Here is a 17,894-nt window from a genome sequence, read left to right on the forward strand (position 1 = left end):
ACCATTGTGGTAAATGGATTACAACAACCTAATGGAGGTGTTATTTTATGCCTTGGGATAAAGACGATTATCCTTCTTCATTAAAAAACCTTGATACTCCTATTCGAAATAAAGCCATCGAAATCGCCAATGCGATGATTGACGAAGGATACAAGGAAGGACGCGCCATTCCGATCGCTACTGAACAGGCAAAAGAATGGTATGACAATGCCAGCGAAAAAGAAAGAAAAGAAATGAAGAATATTTCAGATGAAGATTTAAAAGAAAGAGACGATGAAGACGACCAATCCGATTCACGGCCTGAACTGATGGAAAAAGGCGAACATGTTTATCCACATGACGATGGCTGGGCCGTACAGGCCGAAGATGCAAAACAGCCAACACAGGTTTTCGATGATAAACAGGAAGCCATTGAACGGGCAACAGAAATTGCTAAAAAGAAAGAAACTCACTTAGTCGTTCATAAAGCTGACGGGTCTGTTCAAAAGAAACAGTCCTATGATGAGGTATAGAGTGTTTAAGTTATAATTGGGACAAAGAATAGTAACCATAAAAAAGATCCGAACAAATTTTTCAATTTTGTTCGGATCTTCTTTTAGAGAAAAGTAGTCGTTTCAGTCCGCCAGGCGGACGCTTGCCCAGGGGCTTGTCCTTTTAATAGCTTCGTTGAATTGAATCTTCAGACTTCTGCACTTAATCCCGTTGGCGCCGGCGACTTCTTTTTTTCTCTCTCTTAATAAGAAAGGTCAATCTCTCAGTTTTTGTAAATCAAATGCGGGAATAAGGCCTTCATCCGCCGCCCGGCCTAACAAAGATTCTACGGCAGCATACCCGTCTTCACCCAGTTCCCTCGTAAACTCGTTGACATACAGGTCAATATGGGAGCGGGCCACTTCCTGAGACATTTCCTGAGCGTGTTCCATCACATAATCCATAGAAGCATCAGGGTTTGCCCATGCAAACTCAACGGACTCACGAATCCACTCTGTCAGTGGCGCTTTCATTCCTAATGATCTTCTGGCAATAATGGCGCCAAGAGGAATAGGAAAACCTGTATCTTCTTCCCACCAGTCCCCCAGGTCTGCCACCTTATCCAAGTTATAATCCTTATAAGTAAACCGTGCTTCATGAATGACGAGCCCGGCGTCTATTTTCCCGTCTCTTACTGCCGGCATAATCTCATGAAACGGCATAACAGTGATTTTCCCTGGTCCCTCAGGAATCTTCTGAGCGGCCCACAACCGGAACAGTAAATAAGCGGTCGACTTATCACTTGGGACAGCCACCGTTTTCCCGGCAAGCGTTGAGGGGTCAGCCCCCCCATTTTTTGACAGGACTAATGGGCCGCAGCCTCTGCCTAATGCTCCTCCGCAAGGAATCAGTTCGTAGTCGTCAATAACGTATGGCAGCGCGGCATAAGATATTTTCATAACTTCCGGGCCTTCCCGGCGGGCTGCCCAGGAATTCGTTTTATCGATATCCGCGTAGGTGACGTTCAGCTCCGGCGCCCCCTCGAGCAGACGATGGACCCACGCATGGAAAACAAACGTATCATTTGGACAAGGTGAAAATGCAATATTCAATTAAAAAACCTCCTTAAGGCATTCACTTACAATTGTTAGGGACGTTAAGGCATCTTTAAGCCTCCAGGCATTTTTATTCCTTGGGCCTGCAGCATTGGAAATCGTCCTTATTTCATAAAAAGGCACATCATGAAGATCGGCAGCTGTAGCTGCTCCGAAACCCTCCATCGCTTCTGCAGAAGCTTCCGGGAATCGCATTTTTAACCTTTCAAGAGTTTCAGCAGACCCGGTAACCGTAGATAAGGTTAAGACTGCGCCGTTATGTACAGTAATATCAGCCTTATTGTTAATTTCTTCCTTTAATGGAGAGACTATCTGATTGTCACACTTAAGCCGGGACAACCCGAAACCTAATTCTTCCAACGGTTTAAATCCTTCCGGGGATTCCGCCCCTAAGTCGCCGGCTATTATTTCAGACGCAATGACTGCGTCCCCAATCTGTATATTGGAAGTAATTCCACCGGCTACCCCCATATTTATAACAGCCTTGTACGAATTATCCCCAAGCAGCCACGCGGTACGGGCTGCTGCAGCCACCGGTCCTACCCCAATCGTTTCAACTTGAAACCGATGATCACTCTTCAAGCCTTTTAAAATGGCTTCCTTTTCAGCTTCGACAGAAGTGACGATCAGGACAGAGCAGGCATCTGTTATTTTTTTCCGGTCATGCTTCATTATTAATCCCCCTATAAAAAGCTTATAAACATTAGTTTACCAAGGAGGAAACAAAGAGAAAAGCAAAGGGCGCTTAATGTAAATATATGGAATATCAGTATATAAGATTAAGTTTTTGTTTCAGAGGGTAACAAGTATAATAGTTTTAGTACTTTTTCTCTTTGATGATTTATAATGGATAAGGTAGAATTTTTGGTGGATTAGTAAAAAAAGGTTGAATTATGCAACTAAATTGGGAGGCCTTATTGTGAATGAGCTTATTTATATGACGTTTTTTGCCGCGATCGTTTTATACATTGGACTGAGAGAACGGAACAAACTCGACAGGAATATTAAACGGATTCCAAACAGAATTCTCGTTAACGGTGTCAGAGGAAAATCAACAGTTACGAGACTGCTGATGGGAATTTTGAAAGAAGATAAACAGCGTGTGGCCGGAAAAACGACCGGTACTTCTCCAAGATTGTTTTACTGGGATAAAGAGGAGGAGGAACCAATTACCCGAAGCCTCCAGGGGCCAAACATCTCCGAACAGAAGATGATGGTCAATAAAGTTGCACGCCGAAAAGTGGATGCTTTCGTTACAGAGTGTATGGCTGTAAATCCGGAATATCAAAATGTTTTCCAGGAGCGTTTTGTCAAAGCAAACATTACAGTTATTACGAATGTTATGGAAGACCACCTTGACGTGATGGGGCCTACCATTAATCAGATTGCCGAGGCATTTGGACGCACCATTCCTCATAACGGCTATTTAGTTATTCCCCCTACGACTTTCCAGCGATATTTCAAAAAAATTGCAGAAAGCCGTGGAACGGAAGTAGTAGTGGCTGATCCGGGCCGAATAGATGAAAAGTATCTGACTGAATTTCCTTACATGATGTTTGCCGAGAATGCGGCGCTTGGTCTTGCAGTAGCTGACATTCTGGGTATTGATGAAAATACAGCATTGAGTGGAATGCTTAACGCACCTGTAGATCCGGGAGCGATGAGAGTTCACCAGTTTGGCAGAGAAACAGCACCTAGCTTCTTCTTTAACGGATTTGCAGCCAATGATGCGACGTCGACTATTAATATTTGGAACAGGATTCTGGAGCAGGATTACCCTTCTGAAAATAAAACAGTAATTATGAATTGCCGTGATGACCGGGTAGACCGGACAATCCAGTTCTCAGAAGAAGTTCTTCCTAAATTAAACATGGATACGCTTATCCTAACCGGAAAAAGCGTCTCTCCTGTTATCCAGGCTTATGAAAACGGCAGCCTTCAAGTGAAAAATCTTATAAACCTTGAAAAACAGCCGGCAGAAGAAGTAGTAGCAAAAGTGAAACAGCTTCCGGAGAACGGTCTGGTTTACGGAATTGGGAATATTCATGGCGGCGGTGAAGAAATCGCCCATGCTATGTCACAGCTTGAGTTGAAAGAAACGAGCCTGCATGAGTACAGACCTGAGAAAAAGAGGGTAACCTCTATGAAAAAAGAAAGAGCTTTTGCCCAGTCCCCTTCTTAAAACTTTAACTAGAAGCAGCTGGAATGTCACGTTAGATTTAAAATAAGGAGTTGGCCAAACGTGTTTGGAACAGATTTGTATATTGCAATTGTCGTAGGAGTACTGCTTTCCCTTGTTTATGCGGAAAAAACAGGGATAGTGCCAGCGGGATTAGTAGTACCCGGATACCTAGCCCTTGTCTTTGACCAGTTAATGTATGTAGTAGTTGTCGGAGTAATCAGTTTAATCACATATCTCATTGTGACGCAGTTAATAGGAAGAATGACTGTCCTGTATGGCCGCCGAAAGTTCGCGGCCATGCTTACTGTCGGGGTGTTAATGAAGATGGGGATGGATTACCTCTATCCGTTAACCCCGTTCCCCGTTATGGAGCTGAGGGGAATCGGGGTTATTGTGCCGGGGTTAATCGCTAACTCTATTCAGAAACAGGGCGTTCTCCCTACCTTCTCTTCTACTTTTGTTATAGCCTTTTTCACTTTTCTGATTATTACAATTTATCATTTGTTTTAGACTAGGAGCGTTAAAAAATGTCCAAAGAACTATCTTTTAAAGAAAGAATGAAATTAATGATGGTAAGGCATCGTGAAAGAGCCCTTCCACATTCAATTATTGCTTTAATAATATTAGCGATTCCCTTCTTTGGGCATCATTGGTATTTTTCTGCTTCGGCGCCATCGGATACAAGGCCTGACAATGTGGAATACCGGATGTCCATGGTAGGAGATATGATGATGGGGCGCCATGTGCATGATGCGGCTGTAAGAACAGGTGAACATATAGACCGTGTTTTTAATTTTGTCTACCCATTTTTTAATGAGTCGGATTATGTGACGGGAAACTTTGAAAACCCTGTGTTGAATGTCGCGGATCCTGAAATAGACGCCCAGGTAGAAGATGCAGAACTTCATAATAAAGATATCCATCTTTACGCAGAGCCTTGGGCTATGGATGCTCTCGTCAATGCAGGCTTTGATTCTGTGAACTTTGCCAACAACCACACTCTGGATTACGGCGATCTGTCACTCCAGCAGACGCTTGAACATATCAGGCAATATGATATTGATACAGTGGGCATTGGAGATGCGTTGAAATTACCTGATGAGGAAATTGCAGAAGGCGCAATAGAAGCGGCCGGTGTCTCTTATTTTGATATTAACGATGACGTAAGAGTAGGACTTATAGGTTTCACGGATTCCTTTGTACAGGGCTTTGCTGCCCAGGATTATGTCGGAGGGGTTTTCACCCCCTCTTACCAAGGCTTTGCAGAGCTGAGACAACGGCTGCTTGAAGCTAAAATGCCTGAAGAAGAGGGCGGCGGCGGAGCTGACATTACCATGGTCCACGTTCACTGGGGCGACGAATATCAAGTCGGCTATAACGATCGGCAGGAAATCCTCGCCCAGTATATGACCAATTACGGAGCTGATATTATCATCGGCCACCATTCCCATGTTTTGGAACCTGTTAAAATAATGGAAGGCAGAGATGACCATCGCTCCCTTGTCATGTTTAGTCTTGGGAATTTCGTATTTGACCAGGGGTGGACAAGAACAAAAGAATCAACCATAGCCCAGCTTGATTTTTTGGATGATGGGTCTAAAGAAATGTCGTTTGTACCTATGTTTATAGAAGATACACGCCCCCGGGAAACAGCAGGATTTACAAAATTTTACCGGGATTACAGGATTTTTAGAACTTTAAGGCAAGAACTTGACGAGACTATCTGGACTGTAGAAGATGGCCGGCTTAAAGTTGATCTCAACGCCGCCGGGGTATTGGAAGGGGTGGAACTTACACCATGAATTACAAAGGTTACTTAAAAATGACACACCTTCTTGCCGGAATTATTCTGATAGGGCTGATAGCGTGGAACTTCTATTTTGAAGAAGAATTTGACCCTTTCAGAGAGCCTTATTCAAGTGATGATTTTACCGCAAGACAGGTGGATTCTGTGGCCGTGGATGATTCTCAGCCAGCAAATGAAAACAATGAGGCTGAAGAAGAGCCAAGACCCGAAATATACGGTGTCAGTGCCGTTCATCCCCTTGCAGCGGATGTAGGGATGCAAATTATTGAAGATGGCGGTAATGCTATCGATGCGGCGGTTGCTGTGTCCTTCATGCTGAATGTGGTCGAGCCATACGGGTCAGGTATTGGCGGGGGCGGATTAATGGTCTACCACGATCCTCAGGAAGGCGCCATGAGTTTCGACTATCGTGAGAAAGCACCGCCAAGCGGGAATGAAGCCCCCTTAGAGCGCGGCCGGAGTCCTGCTATACCAGGATTAGTAAAAGGCATGGAGTTTATTTATGAAAATTATGGCAGCGAGAACGTAGCTTGGGAAGATCTTATTACTCCGGCTATTGATAGAGCGGAGGAAGGAGTCCAGGCAGGTGAAGTATTTGCCCAGCAGACGGGTAACGCTGTCCGTTATTTGCTTATGGACGACTACGAAAGGGATATATTCTTCCCGGGAGGTCAGGCGCCTGAAGTTAACGATCTGATTGTCCAGGAAGAACTGGCCAATACGTTAAGGCTTATTCAGGAAGACAGGGCCGATGGCTTTTACAGCGGTGAAGTCGGCCAATCACTTCAACAGCAGTTTAATTTTACTGAAGAAGACTTATTGGGGTATGAAGCACAGGTAACAGAGCCCATACAAGCTGAAATTGGCAGTCAGGTTGTTTACGGAGGTCCTTCCCCTTCTTCCGGAACAGTTGTCGTCCAGGCTCTTCAGATGGCAGAACAGATGGATTTAAGCAGAGTTTTTGAGGAAGAAGAAGACATTCCTGACCATCTTACTATGGGTGAGATGATTAATCACGAAGAACTTCAGGCTGTATACATGCACCTCGTTAACGAAATTACTCGGTCTGCTTATTCAAGCCGCCTGAGTACATTAGGCGATCCTGAATTTGAAAACATTGATCATCAGGCCCTTACTGACGAGGCATTTATTCAGGATCTTCTGAATGACATTAATTATGGTTCCCATGATTATACAGATGCATCGGAATTGTTTGACACGCCTGCCGAAGAGGCCGATTCACGCCATACTACACATTTTGTTATTGTAGATAAAGAAGGCGGTATGGTCTCAGCTACTCATTCACTTGGCGAATTTTTCGGTTCAGGAATTTACACTGACGGCTTCTTTATTAATAACCAGATGAACAACTTCAGTTATAATAATCCTGAGTCACCAAACTATTATCAGCCGGGTAAACGACCGCGTACGTTTGTGTCTCCGGTTATATTTGAAGAGCATGGCCAGCCGGTTTTAGGACTTGGCTCCCCAGGCGGAACGAGGATTCCGGCAATGGTTTTTCAGACCATTATGTCATACCAGTATGGCTTAAATGAGGACGGAGAGCGTATGAGTCTGCAGGAAGCTATTGAAACTCCCCGTTTCTATAATGATAATGATGTTATTTATATTCAGGACGATGATTTACCTGAAGAGACAATGCAGCAGCTTAATGAGCTGAATTATTCAGTGGTTCCTCACAGTTCCCCGCTTTATTACGGCGGAATTCAGGGACTTGGTGTGGTACTTGACGATGAAGGCAGAGTCCAGGGAATGTACGGTGGAGGCGACCCTCGCCGAAACGGAGCATGGCAGATTGAAAGTGAATAAGCTAAACGGCCACCAGCATTTGGTGGCCGTTTTTATATTACCGTTTTAGTCTGTGTACGACACTCAGCAATAAAAAAGAAAATAAAATCATTGACGCGACCCAATAATAAGCCAATACCGTTTGCCCTGACTGGACAGACGAATAAATAGCAGTCGGCATGGTTTGAGTCCGGCCGGGAATATTCCCCGCAAACATAATTGTCGCGCCGAACTCTCCCAGCCCTCTGGCAAAACCGAGCATATAACCTGTCACTAAAGACCGCCACGATAAAGGCAGTGTAACATATAAAAATACCTGGCTCTGTTTAGCCCCCATTTGGCTTGCAGCTTCTTCCAACTCTTCTTCAACATTCTCAAAAGCGTTAATGAGGGTCTGATAAATTAACGGAAAAGCAACAACTGCCGCTGCTACCACTGCAGCCCAAAAAGAAAAAACAAGCGGCATGGAAAAAAGCCACTCAAAAGCCTGGCCAATCCAGCTCTGCCTGCCCATTAAGACGAGCAGGCCAAAGCCTATAACAGTTGGTGGTAAAACCAATGGCAGCATCAGAATTGTTTCAATAACGCTTCTTCCTTTAAACGATTTTCCTTTCATCCACCATGCAATTAAAAGAGCGGACGTAAATGAAATAATGCTTGCAATAAGTATGACTTGAGCTGAAATAATGACCGGGGATAAAAAGCTTTGAAAATCCATTTAATACACTCCAAATCCGTACGATTCAAATACGTTTAAAGCTTCGTTTGTTTTAAGCCACTCGTAAAATTCCCGGGCTTCTCCGGGATGGTTTGAATTAGCTAAAAGCCCGACAGGATAAATAATTGGCTCGTGGTTAGTTAATGTATAATCAATCTGGATGTTCTCTTTCCCATAAACATCCGTTTCATAGACTATCCCAACATCCACGTTCCCGGTTTCAACATAGGTTAGAACTTGTCTCACATCAGAGGCAAACACTAATTTGTCTTCCATCTCTTTCCATATACCTGCTGCTTCTATCCCCTGTTTTGCATATTCCCCTGCGGGCACTGTAGACGGGTCTCCTATGCCTACCGTATCAACCTCATCATTTAACAGGTCATCAAGCCCCTCCATTTCGAAACCGGCCTCGATCTGGCTTACTGCCACAAGGTCGTTAACGAGCAGATTTTCATATCCCTCGACTTCTTCTGCCTCGTTTAATTCTTCCATCCATCTTAAAGCGGCAGATAAGAAGACATCTGCAGGCGCTCCCTGGCTGATCTGGTCTTTTAACTGTCCGGAGCCGCCGTATACAGGCACAATAGTTATGTAAGGATTTTTACTTTCATATAACTCTTTCAGTTCATTCATTGCAGGCGTCATGCTCGCCGCGGTTAATACGTGTATCTCAGTTTTTTCATTTTCCTGCCCGCAGCCTGCTAAAAAAATAATTACCATAATTATAATAATGTAAGCAGAGATTTTCCATCTGCCCCTCATAGACATCACTCTTTCTATCATTCTGTCCCTTAATTATAACTTAATAAATGCAGTAATAAAGCATGCCGCTTTTAATCTTTATTTTTAATGTAACTTTTATCCAATTAAGTGAACAAAGAAGAAAATCTCAGTTTTATTGTTTAATTCTTATCGATTTCGGTTACCCCGTACTGTATATAGGAAAATTCAAAGAATAATTTTACAGGAGGAATCGGTATGCTTTTAAAATATTTTTATGATGATGCGTTAGCGCAGGCGTCTTATATGGTAGGCTGCCAGAAGACTGGAGAAGCTGCCATCATTGACCCATCAAGGAACATAGACACTTATTTTGACACAGCGGAAAAAGAAGGTATGACGATCACTAAGGTGCTTGAAACCCATATTCACGCTGACTTTGTTTCCGGTGCAAGAGAAATGGCCGAACGTTCATCTGCGACCATTTATTACTCGTTAGAGGGTGAAGGTGATGAAAGCGGAGAATATAAATTTGATTCTTCCCTGCCTCAACAAGGGGTTCGTGACGGGGACCAGATAAAACTTGGAAACGTGACGTTTGATGTTTGGCATACTCCAGGGCATACTCCGGAACATATTACTTTTCTTTTAACAGACGGAGCCGCCTCTGGTGAGCCATTAGGAATGTTTACTGGCGACTTTATTTTTGTCGGAGACGTAGGAAGACCGGATTTATTGGAAAAGGCAGCAGGTGTGAAAGATTCTGCTAAAAAAGGCGCTGAACAAATGTTCCACTCTTTAGAGAAAGCTAAAGAGATGGATCCTACTCTGCAAATCTGGCCGGGGCACGGAGCCGGCAGTGCATGCGGTAAATCACTCGGCTCTATCCCTACAACCACTCTTGGTTACGAACTGAAAACAAACCCGGCTCTTCAATACAGCGATGAAAAGAATTTTACAGACTTTTTATTAGATGAACAGCCCGTCCCTCCTGCCTATTTTGCAGTTATGAAAAAAGTGAATAAAGAAGGAGCCCCTTTGCTGAGAGATCAGAAAACTCCGCTCCGTTACGGATCCAACGTCAAGAAAATGGATAACATTCTTGAAGCTGATGTCACCTTGGTGGATACTAGAAGCCGTGAAGCATACTCCCAGTCCCATATTCCAGGCTCAATAAACATTCCTTACGATTCATCTTTTACTAACTGGGCAGGGTCTCTTATTTCTTATGACAAACCAGTTTACTTCATTGCATCTTCATACACTTTCACAGAGATTATTGAAGCTATGAATGCGATTGGGTTAGACAAGACAGCAGGCTTTTTCACCCCTGCAATTGTTGAAAGCTTTGAAGAAGAACACGGAACAGGCCAATACGAAGTTATTTCACCTGAAGACGCCTATGAAAAGCAAAATAATAATGAACTTCAGATTCTTGATATACGGGAAGACCACGAATATGAAGCAGAACATGTCGAAAATGCCAGGCATATGGTTATTAATTATCTCCCTGAAAAAGGGGATGACTTACCGGACAAGACACTGGCTTTATACTGCGGCTCCGGAGCACGGTCTGCCATTGCTACCAGTATTTTAAAAAGCAAAGGATTCGATGTAAAAAATATAAAAGGCGGCTTTATGCGCTGGAAAAAAGAAAACCTTCCAACGGCCTCAGAATAACCTAATGATTCCCCCAGCCCCGTTCTAAAACGGGGCTGTTTAGTTTTTATATGAAAAAACTGAATGTTCACAAAATAGACACATTATTTTTTAAAAGAAAGGGTACATTAATAATGACAACTTAATAAATGTTAACACCGTAGGAGACTCAACCATTAAGTTGGTTCCGTCACCCGACAAACGCCTTTAAAAACTTATGGTCTGAAACCGTGGGGAGATTGTTCTATAAAACTTCAAGTATTAAAACCTTTCAACACGGCAAGATTTATGTTTAGACCAGCTTTTCCGGTTTTTAAGGCAGCATGATAAAGGTTTCAGACAAGGGTTAAAAAAGCCGATCTATACCAAAATATTACTTTAGCAAATGAGAGCTAAAGTAATTAGCTTAACTGGAGATGGCCAAACTCCAGCCCGAAGTTAAAGAACCAGCAGTAATAAAGATTCTTCTACGGAAACAACTCACTTTCTCATCTGTTAGTGAAATAATATAAGCCCTTAAGACGAAGGGAATTTCTTGAGAACAGCATGCAGAAGTGACATGGTTGAGTCCCCTTTGGTGTTAACAAAACTCCCCCGGATGTATTCGGGGGAGTTTTAGTTTCTTAAGTAATTCAAAAACCAGAAGACGTTCACTTATTTGTTTAATAGATCATCCTTAAGGATCCTATTCTGAAAAAAACACTGAAACTTCCTCCCTTCTGTTATCATAAGATTAGCCTTTACAGACAGGTACTATCAGGTAACTTTCCTGAATTTTCTTAGATTTATCGATTTATATGTGATCTATGTCACTGCAGTCCGGCTGTTTTTTTAATACCATCACCATAGTGCAAAACTAATATTTCTTAGGAGGAAGATATTTTATGGCATCTCTTTACGAAAAACTGGGCGGGAAACCTGCTATTGAAACAGCAGTTGATAAGTTTTATGTAAAAGTCCTGGCTGATGACACAGTCAATCATTTTTTTACTGAAACGGACATGGACAAACAGCGGGAACACCAAACAAAGTTCTTGTCTTATGCCCTCGGCGGTCCTAATCAGTACAGCGGGACAAGTATGGAAAAAGCTCATGAAGGAATGAACATTAAGCCGGAGCATTTCAATGCTATTGCGGGTCATTTAAATGAAACTTTGGAAGAATTAGAAGTATCAGAAGAAGATAGAGATCAAGTAATGGAAAAAATCGGGGCGCTCGCTCCCCATATTATGCATAAATAAAACAAAGCTGCAGCGGCAATCTCCAGGGCCCGCTGCAGCTTTGATTTTTTAAATGATATCGGGCCTAGTGCTTGCCCGAACCGTACCTTTCTGCCATCTGTTTATATTCTTCTGAAAGCAGTTTACGGACAGACTCCGGCTTAACCACTTCAGCATCGGCTCCAAACGACCGGACCCAGCGCAAAAATTCCTGCCTGCTTTGTACTGTGACTGTTAATAAAAGGGATTTATCCTTCTGCAGCTCCCTTTTTGTTTCAACGTGAAACTCCCCTTCCAAGACATACCTTGCCGCTTTTTCTGTAAAATAAACAACAAAAGTAGTTTCCTCATCATCAGCGATAATTGACCATCGATTTTCGAGAAAATCATCAATATTAAAGGTGCGGGGAATTTTGAATGTTTCTTCTGAGACTTTAACCTCCTGAAAACGGCTTAGCCGGAAGACACGGATATCTTTGCGAAAATGACAGTATGCTACAAGATAAAGATGCCCCTCTCTCGGCACAAGATAGTAAGGGTCAAGACGCCGCTCTGTTTCCCTGTCCCTGTGAATGGTATAGTAGGTGACATCAATGACCCTGTTTTCTGAAATGGCTGTCAGAAGAGACGGCATGACTTTAATCTGGGATGAATCTTTCGGGCGGGCATGCAGGCGGATCCGTTCTCCTAATCCTCCGCCTGCGGAAGACAGGCCACCGTCCTGCTGGACGTAGCTCATCACTTTTTCCAGCCCTTTCCGGTAAGCTTGATGAAAAGGATGGTCTCCTGAGGTGATACCCTCTGAAAGCATAGGAAAGAGCGTTAAAGCCATCCATTCTTCATTCGTCAGCCTGCCTCCCGTTTTTACAGGCTGATATAAAAGCTTATAGCCATTTCGTCCTTCACTTTGATAATAAACCCCCAATTCATCAAGCGACTTCATGTCCCTGTAAATACTTCGTACAGAAGTCTGACAGTGTGAGGCAAGCTCTGAAGCTGTCGCTGTGTCATGGTTTGTTAAATACTGCAGTATGTAAAATAACCGTTCTGTCCGTAAAAATCCCTTTGTCTTTGGCATATGGCTTCCACCTTTCGCCTGATTCGGTTCTCTTCCCTCTATTATACTATCTGCCTATTTATCTGGAAATGGTTATGTAAAAAGTCCGCAAGTTATAACGTCTTGCGGACTTTTGGTCCATCACTCTGCTAATTCATTTCTGTCTATTTTCCAGATTGCCTGCCCGCTCTTAAAAGGATCTTCGAATATAAATTCGTAGAAGTGAGCTTCTTCAACATCAAATGACATTTCTCCTGCCATTGTGCGGCCTGCACCTACTTCACCATCCAGGCTCCCGCGTGTATCAACCATGAAATCCATGTCCTGGGAGTAGCCGTCAGGCGTAACCAGATCCATCTGAAGCATTGTCGAAATATTTGCTTCTTCATCAGTTGTATTTTCAATACTCACGTCAAGAATGACAAAGAAATCATTGTCTGGAGTTTCCCAGTCGCCATCTCCTTCATACATTCTCGCTTCCTTTAGAGTGACGTGAAGCCCGTTAAAGTCTACCGTGGTACCAATGCCAAGATCTTCTTCTTCGACTGTCTCTTCATTCATTCCTTCATTAGCCTCTTCAACCTCTTCAGAGTTATTATTGCTCTCATTATCAGAAGCCCCGTCATTATTAATTTCTTCATTGTTAGTCACTTCACTGGCTTCAGCAGCATTTTCATTACTGTTATCCTGTTCAACTGTGTCTATTGACGACTCCCCACAGGCTGCCAGCATCATAGCAACACTCAAACCCAGCAACGATAAACTCAATTTTTTCATCATTCATCTTCTCCTTTTTTTAGATAAAATTGATTACATCTTTAAGTTTAAGGAGAAGAGTGACAACAACTGTCAGGGAATAGAAGTTTGCTGCAAAAATTAATTAATCGCTATGTAGGCAATAAGAATTGCATACGAACCTGCTACAGCAGCAAGGCTTATTATTAGAAGACGGCGGGTCATTTTTTTAGAAAAAGGCTTTTGGTTTTCACTATTGTACCAGCCTGAAAACTGGAGTTTATTGCGGTACAGGAGGGTGATTAATAAAAACAGGCCGCCTGTCTGCATAAAAAAGTAAACGACAATCGTCCAGGTGCCTTCAAACTGGCCAAGACCTCCTATGAGGCCAAGAATAAATGAATTCACAAGACTAAACGCTAACAATACTAAAAAGATAGTAAAAATAATCCTTGTCAGTTCAAGTAAGAAACCCAGTGATTTTTTCAATCGAAATCTCCTTTCCAGAGTTAATAATCCTTTACTATTGTAGCCCATTAAGGGAGAAAATGAAAAATGCTTCTGCCAAGCCATTTCTAATGGCAGCCCGGGGGCAGCAGGAGGCATACTTCTGCCCGATTAAAGCCAAAAGAACGATTTTCTGAAAAAAATCCACAAAAGAATTAATACCTCTTCTTTTGCTAAATAAAGGCCTGCCATTTATACTTTTATTAACAGGCGTCAGTACATAGGGAAAGGATGATAAAATGGATTTTTTTGAACAGAATATTAACCGCATTGGAACTTCCTCAGTCAAATGGGAACGAACTAAACAGGTGTTTAAAACGGATGAGGAAATTTTACCGATGTGGGTGGCTGATATGGACTTCAGGCCTCCTGAAGCCGTCACAGATGCTCTTAAAGAGCGAGTGGAACACGGGATTTTCGGATATACTTTTACAGCTGATTCCGTAGGTGAGTCAATTGTTTCCTGGATGGAAAAAAGGCATAACTGGGAAATTAAAAACAGCTGGATTCAATATAGCCCGGGAGTCGTGCCTTCAATAGGAAAGGCGATTCAGGCCTTGACCGAACCCGGCGATAAAGTACTTATCCAGTCCCCAGTTTACCCCCCTTTCTATTCAATGGTTAAAGAAAACAACCGGGTCATTGAGAACTGCCAGTTAGTTAAAAAGAACGAGCAGTACGAAATAGACTTCAATGCTTTTGAACAGTGTTTAAAGAACGGAGTGAAATTGTTTTTACTTTGCCATCCTCATAATCCTGTTGGCCGGGTCTGGACGGAGGAAGAATTACGGAAGATGGCCGAATTATGTTTGGAAAATGATGTTGTTATCGTGTCGGATGAAATTCACTCTGATCTTATTTTTAAACCGAATAAACACATTCCACTCGCCTCGTTATCCGAAGAAATTGCGGATCAGACAATCACGTTGGTCGCTCCAAGTAAAACATTTAATTTAGCAGGGCTGCAAGCGTCTGCCATTATTTGCTCAAATAATGACTACCGACTGAAAATCAGTGCCATTGATAAACAGATCGGAGCTTTCACCCTTAATACATTCGGAATAGTAGCCATGGAAGCTGCATACCGTCAAGGGGAAGAGTGGCTCGAAGAACTCCTTCAGTACTTAGAAGGTAATATTGAATTGGTGGAGAACTACTTATCTGAACATATGCCGGAATTAAAAGTCGTCAAGCCTGAAGCTACTTATCTTTTATGGATTGATTGTAGACAGCTTGGACTCTCAGACGCTAAACTGAATCACTTATTTGTTGAAAAAGGAAAAGTTGGTTTTAATCCCGGGACCAGTTTTGGAAAAGGCGGCGAAGGCTTCGTTCGCATGAATGTAGCCTGTCCCCGAAGCACCGTCAAAGAAGGACTTGCCCGAATGAAAACCGCCCTTCAATCATAGAGTATAAGTAAGAATAAATCCGCAAGCCACATACGGGTTTGCGGATTTTTCCAGTAAATGGGGGGTCTGACCCCTTATTCAGGATAAATATGTTTGACGCGTCCCACTTGCCCGTCTTGCAGGCGGACTTTAATGCCGTGGGGGTGGCTGGGGGATTTAGTTAATAAATCTTTAACTGTTCCTCGTGTCAGTTTTCCTGTTCGCTGGTCCTGCTTGAGAACGATATCTACTTCCATGCCAGGTTTTATATTGTTTCGTTTTTCTCCATTCAAATGAGTCACCGCTTTCTAAAGTTTATAAATACCGGGGGTAAAGGGGTTATACCAGATAAAAATAATGAAATTAGTTGTTCCGGTTAAGACTTTACGGGAAAGGCTTAACAAAAACAAGAAGAAGTTATTCTTAAGTCATCGGATACGGAGGAGGTGCTGCCTGTATGCTGAAACTTTTATGGAGACGCTTTAAAGAACACAATTTAATTGATCTGGGTGCTCAGTGCGCCTATTTCTTTCTCCTGTCTTTATTCCCTTTTCTTATTTTTATTATCAGTCTGTTAACGTTTCTCCCTTTTACAGTTAACGACGTTTACCGCCTTTTACAGGAGGCGTACATCCCTGGCGGTGTTCTGGAAGTTATAGAAAACCAGTGGGACGTTCTTGAACATAACCAGCAGACAGGAGCTCTCTCTTTAGGGATTATATTTACCTTATGGACAGCTTCCCTGGCTTTAAACGCGATTCTCAGGTCCTTAAATTTAGCTTATAACGTAACTAATGAACGCGGGCTGGTGATGGCAAGGCTTATTTCCATTGGCCTGACAGTAGGCATGTTCTTTGTAGTCAGCACCGCTCTTTTCGTTCAGGTAATCGGCAGCCAGGTTAGAGACTACCTTGCTTTAGACTTTGGGATCTTTGAGATTGATGTGGTCCGCTGGCTGTTAATCTCCGGGTTTACGTTCCTCATATTTCTTATTCTTTACCTGGTAGGTCCGAATACGAGGCTCTCTTTTAGAGAAGTGTATATAGGCGCCGTTTTCGCTACAATCGGCTGGCAGCTAACTTCTTACGGTTTTTCTTTATATCTTAATTCATTTGCAGACTACTCAGCTACTTATGGAACAATAGGGACTGTGATCGCGCTGATGGTGTGGTTCCATTTATCCTCCATTATTATTCTCGTCGGCGGAGAAATCAATGCCATCCTGAAGGAAGACCAACCGAATTATTTTAAATAGACTGGCTTAATAAGTCAGTCTGTTTTTTTGTGCACAATTATTTTCCATTAAATGGGGGGTCTGACCCCCTGCTGGATTATTTGACTTTTTCCTAAATAAATATTGACACATTACGACAAAATCAGTAAAATAGGTTGTTTAATTCTATAAAACATTGAAAAAATGTCGATACGGTTGATATGGTGCGGCGGTATAGCGTAGCATATAAATTGTAGGTCTTTCCCAAGAAGGAGAGGATTTATTTTGGGAACCTCTATTATTCATATTAACCCGTATGACAACCGGGTTAACGTTAAAGTTGAAGGATCATTTTCAGAAAGAGACATTTCGGCTTTTTTCAGAAAATATACTGAAGAAGTGACCCTCATTCCCCCTGCTGAATTTGCAATTGAAGTTGACTGCACGGCATTAGATTATGACTCCCCCTTACGGAATCAATTGTTGGAAAAAAGTTATGAGCGTTTTAAAGAAGACGGGTTTGCCAGCATTCTGTTTATTGTTTTAGAAACGTTTGTACCACTCCCTCCTTCCTTAAAGGAAAAAGCAAAACTGCAGATTCCTGAGGTCCAAATTAAAGTCGTATAACACTCCTTTTTAAATCAGGCTGATTATGAGTTTAACTCTAATCAGCCTTTCTGCATGTTATCTAGTCTTTAGGTACCAGTTTCTTCCCCTTTTTAATAAATGATGTTTATATATTTTCTATTTATGGTAAACAAATACCAACATCCTGTTTATAGCAAGTTTAAATTTTGAAATGGAGGAATGCAAAGATGAACCCTATTTATCAAGAATTTTATAACGATGAGGAAGTAGCAGGAGCAGTAAATTCATTGAAGGAAAAAGGCGTCGATCAGGACAATATTTATGTAGTGACACATGATAACGACCGCACTGAACGTTTGGCGGATAACGCAGACGCGAATACAATTGGCTTAGACGAGCAGAACTTCGGCACAGCAGCTAAAAATGTATTCCGTAAAAAAGGTGATGAGTTACGCGCTAAATTTGATGAAGTAGGCTTTACTAAAGAAAAAGCTGATGAACTGGAAGGTAAACTTGATGAAGGCAAAGTTATTGTCGTCGTAAAAGATGCTCCAGCCGGCATGGAAATATAATAAACACGTAAGAAGCGGCCTCTTTTCAGAGGCCGTCAGGCTGTTGAGAAACCCACCCTTTTCAAAAAGCGTGGGTTTCTTTTTTATTTTCTTCCCTTGATTTAGGTCATCTTCCGATGATAAAGGAATA

Annotated in this window: 19 protein-coding genes; 11 read left to right on the forward strand and 8 right to left on the reverse strand. The window is 42.4% G+C overall.

What is annotated here, in order from left to right; translation table 11 throughout:
• The first annotated feature begins 47 nt into the window (after positions 1–47).
• Positions 48–512, forward strand: coding sequence for a DUF2188 domain-containing protein (locus tag BMW59_RS20210; protein ID WP_093055967.1), 465 nt, complete (start codon positions 48–50; stop codon positions 510–512).
• A gap of 234 nt (positions 513–746) precedes the next feature.
• Here the strand turns inward: BMW59_RS20210 and BMW59_RS20215 are convergent, their stop codons facing one another.
• A complete protein-coding gene (locus BMW59_RS20215; protein WP_093055969.1) occupies positions 747–1,583 on the reverse strand; it encodes a 1,4-dihydroxy-6-naphtoate synthase in 837 nt (278 codons plus the stop codon).
• Positions 1,584–2,258, reverse strand: a complete 675-nt coding sequence (locus BMW59_RS20220; RefSeq protein ID WP_093055971.1) for a futalosine hydrolase — start codon at positions 2,256–2,258, stop codon at positions 1,584–1,586.
• A 265-nt stretch (positions 2,259–2,523) separates the two neighbouring features.
• On the opposite strand from BMW59_RS20220, the gene pgsB reads away from it, so the two are divergent.
• Genes pgsB through BMW59_RS20240 form a run of 4 tightly spaced genes read left to right on the forward strand, consistent with a single transcriptional unit; the run spans position 2,524 to position 7,405 of the window.
• Positions 2,524–3,768, forward strand: a complete 1,245-nt coding sequence (gene pgsB, locus BMW59_RS20225) for a poly-gamma-glutamate synthase PgsB (protein WP_177174453.1) — start codon at positions 2,524–2,526, stop codon at positions 3,766–3,768.
• Between the two features lie 60 nt (positions 3,769–3,828).
• Entirely contained in the window at positions 3,829–4,278 is a 450-nt protein-coding gene (pgsC, locus tag BMW59_RS20230) for a poly-gamma-glutamate biosynthesis protein PgsC (RefSeq protein WP_093055975.1), read from the forward strand.
• A gap of 17 nt (positions 4,279–4,295) precedes the next feature.
• A complete protein-coding gene (locus BMW59_RS20235; RefSeq protein ID WP_093055977.1) occupies positions 4,296–5,570 on the forward strand; it encodes a CapA family protein in 1,275 nt (424 codons plus the stop codon).
• Positions 5,567–7,405, forward strand: coding sequence for a gamma-glutamyltransferase family protein (locus BMW59_RS20240; protein ID WP_093055979.1), 1,839 nt, complete (start codon positions 5,567–5,569; stop codon positions 7,403–7,405). The genes BMW59_RS20235 and BMW59_RS20240 overlap by 4 nt, the downstream gene beginning before the upstream one ends.
• Positions 7,406–7,442: 37 nt before the next feature.
• Here BMW59_RS20240 and modB read toward each other — a convergent pair whose 3' ends face one another.
• Positions 7,443–8,102: a molybdate ABC transporter permease subunit gene (modB, locus tag BMW59_RS20245; protein WP_093055981.1), complete on the reverse strand. Its 660-nt coding sequence runs from the start codon at positions 8,100–8,102 to the stop codon at positions 7,443–7,445.
• On the reverse strand, positions 8,103–8,825 hold the full coding sequence (gene modA, locus BMW59_RS20250; RefSeq protein WP_177174452.1) for a molybdate ABC transporter substrate-binding protein: 723 nt from the start codon (positions 8,823–8,825) through the stop codon (positions 8,103–8,105).
• 258 nt (positions 8,826–9,083) lie between these two features.
• Here modA and BMW59_RS20255 point away from each other — a divergent pair, with 258 nt between their 5' ends.
• Together BMW59_RS20255 and BMW59_RS20260 are read left to right on the forward strand one after the other, a co-directional pair.
• On the forward strand, positions 9,084–10,505 hold the full coding sequence (locus tag BMW59_RS20255) for an MBL fold metallo-hydrolase (RefSeq protein ID WP_093055985.1): 1,422 nt from the start codon (positions 9,084–9,086) through the stop codon (positions 10,503–10,505).
• Between the two features lie 863 nt (positions 10,506–11,368).
• Complete coding sequence (locus tag BMW59_RS20260; protein ID WP_093055987.1) at positions 11,369–11,725, forward strand: group I truncated hemoglobin; 357 nt, start codon at positions 11,369–11,371, stop codon at positions 11,723–11,725.
• 64 nt (positions 11,726–11,789) lie between these two features.
• Here BMW59_RS20260 and BMW59_RS20265 read toward each other — a convergent pair whose 3' ends face one another.
• The 3 genes from BMW59_RS20265 to BMW59_RS20275 all read right to left on the reverse strand — a co-directional run bounded on the left by BMW59_RS20265 (position 11,790) and on the right by BMW59_RS20275 (position 13,985).
• A complete protein-coding gene (locus tag BMW59_RS20265; RefSeq protein ID WP_093055989.1) occupies positions 11,790–12,782 on the reverse strand; it encodes a helix-turn-helix transcriptional regulator in 993 nt (330 codons plus the stop codon).
• Between the two features lie 120 nt (positions 12,783–12,902).
• Complete coding sequence (locus tag BMW59_RS20270; protein WP_093055991.1) at positions 12,903–13,541, reverse strand: DUF4352 domain-containing protein; 639 nt, start codon at positions 13,539–13,541, stop codon at positions 12,903–12,905.
• Between the two features lie 96 nt (positions 13,542–13,637).
• Positions 13,638–13,985, reverse strand: coding sequence for a hypothetical protein (locus BMW59_RS20275; RefSeq protein WP_093055993.1), 348 nt, complete (start codon positions 13,983–13,985; stop codon positions 13,638–13,640).
• Between the two features lie 257 nt (positions 13,986–14,242).
• On the opposite strand from BMW59_RS20275, the gene BMW59_RS20285 reads away from it, so the two are divergent.
• Positions 14,243–15,412 (forward strand): MalY/PatB family protein, encoded by a 1,170-nt coding sequence (locus BMW59_RS20285; protein ID WP_093055997.1) that lies wholly within the window; start codon positions 14,243–14,245, stop codon positions 15,410–15,412.
• 74 nt (positions 15,413–15,486) lie between these two features.
• On the opposite strand, the gene BMW59_RS20290 is transcribed toward BMW59_RS20285, so the two are convergent.
• Positions 15,487–15,684, reverse strand: a complete 198-nt coding sequence (locus BMW59_RS20290) for a YwbE family protein (protein WP_093055999.1) — start codon at positions 15,682–15,684, stop codon at positions 15,487–15,489.
• A 164-nt stretch (positions 15,685–15,848) separates the two neighbouring features.
• On the opposite strand from BMW59_RS20290, the gene BMW59_RS20295 reads away from it, so the two are divergent.
• The 3 genes from BMW59_RS20295 (at position 15,849) to BMW59_RS20305 (ending at position 17,764) form a co-directional block, all read left to right on the forward strand.
• The gene (locus BMW59_RS20295) at positions 15,849–16,646 is read left to right on the forward strand and encodes a YihY/virulence factor BrkB family protein (RefSeq protein ID WP_093056001.1); all 798 of its coding nucleotides are present in this window, start codon (positions 15,849–15,851) and stop codon (positions 16,644–16,646) included.
• Positions 16,647–16,889: 243 nt separating this feature from the next.
• The gene (locus BMW59_RS20300) at positions 16,890–17,231 is read left to right on the forward strand and encodes a hypothetical protein (RefSeq protein WP_093056003.1); all 342 of its coding nucleotides are present in this window, start codon (positions 16,890–16,892) and stop codon (positions 17,229–17,231) included.
• 188 nt (positions 17,232–17,419) lie between these two features.
• Positions 17,420–17,764: a YflT domain-containing protein gene (locus BMW59_RS20305; protein ID WP_093056004.1), complete on the forward strand. Its 345-nt coding sequence runs from the start codon at positions 17,420–17,422 to the stop codon at positions 17,762–17,764.
• The last annotated feature ends 130 nt before the right edge of the window (positions 17,765–17,894 follow it).

The sequence above is a fragment of the Salipaludibacillus aurantiacus genome, assembly GCF_900111295.1.
Classification (GTDB): domain Bacteria; phylum Bacillota; class Bacilli; order Bacillales; family Salisediminibacteriaceae; genus Salipaludibacillus; species Salipaludibacillus aurantiacus.

What these genes read in the sequence shown, in the direction of transcription:
- BMW59_RS20220 (WP_093055971.1), bottom strand. Translation starts at nt 2,258, where the DNA reads ATGAAGCATGACCGGAAAAAAATAACAGATGCCTGCTCTGTCCTGATC.
- BMW59_RS20210 (WP_093055967.1), top strand. Translation starts at nt 48, where the DNA reads ATGCCTTGGGATAAAGACGATTATCCTTCTTCATTAAAAAACCTTGAT.
- BMW59_RS20265 (WP_093055989.1), bottom strand. Translation starts at nt 12,782, where the DNA reads ATGCCAAAGACAAAGGGATTTTTACGGACAGAACGGTTATTTTACATA.
- pgsB (WP_177174453.1), top strand. Translation starts at nt 2,524, where the DNA reads ATGACGTTTTTTGCCGCGATCGTTTTATACATTGGACTGAGAGAACGG.
- BMW59_RS20255 (WP_093055985.1), top strand. Translation starts at nt 9,084, where the DNA reads ATGCTTTTAAAATATTTTTATGATGATGCGTTAGCGCAGGCGTCTTAT.
- modB (WP_093055981.1), bottom strand. Translation starts at nt 8,102, where the DNA reads ATGGATTTTCAAAGCTTTTTATCCCCGGTCATTATTTCAGCTCAAGTC.
- BMW59_RS20270 (WP_093055991.1), bottom strand. Translation starts at nt 13,541, where the DNA reads ATGATGAAAAAATTGAGTTTATCGTTGCTGGGTTTGAGTGTTGCTATG.
- BMW59_RS20240 (WP_093055979.1), top strand. Translation starts at nt 5,567, where the DNA reads ATGAATTACAAAGGTTACTTAAAAATGACACACCTTCTTGCCGGAATT.
- BMW59_RS20305 (WP_093056004.1), top strand. Translation starts at nt 17,420, where the DNA reads ATGAACCCTATTTATCAAGAATTTTATAACGATGAGGAAGTAGCAGGA.
- BMW59_RS20295 (WP_093056001.1), top strand. Translation starts at nt 15,849, where the DNA reads ATGCTGAAACTTTTATGGAGACGCTTTAAAGAACACAATTTAATTGAT.
- BMW59_RS20260 (WP_093055987.1), top strand. Translation starts at nt 11,369, where the DNA reads ATGGCATCTCTTTACGAAAAACTGGGCGGGAAACCTGCTATTGAAACA.
- BMW59_RS20235 (WP_093055977.1), top strand. Translation starts at nt 4,296, where the DNA reads ATGTCCAAAGAACTATCTTTTAAAGAAAGAATGAAATTAATGATGGTA.
- BMW59_RS20285 (WP_093055997.1), top strand. Translation starts at nt 14,243, where the DNA reads ATGGATTTTTTTGAACAGAATATTAACCGCATTGGAACTTCCTCAGTC.
- modA (WP_177174452.1), bottom strand. Translation starts at nt 8,825, where the DNA reads ATGGTAATTATTTTTTTAGCAGGCTGCGGGCAGGAAAATGAAAAAACT.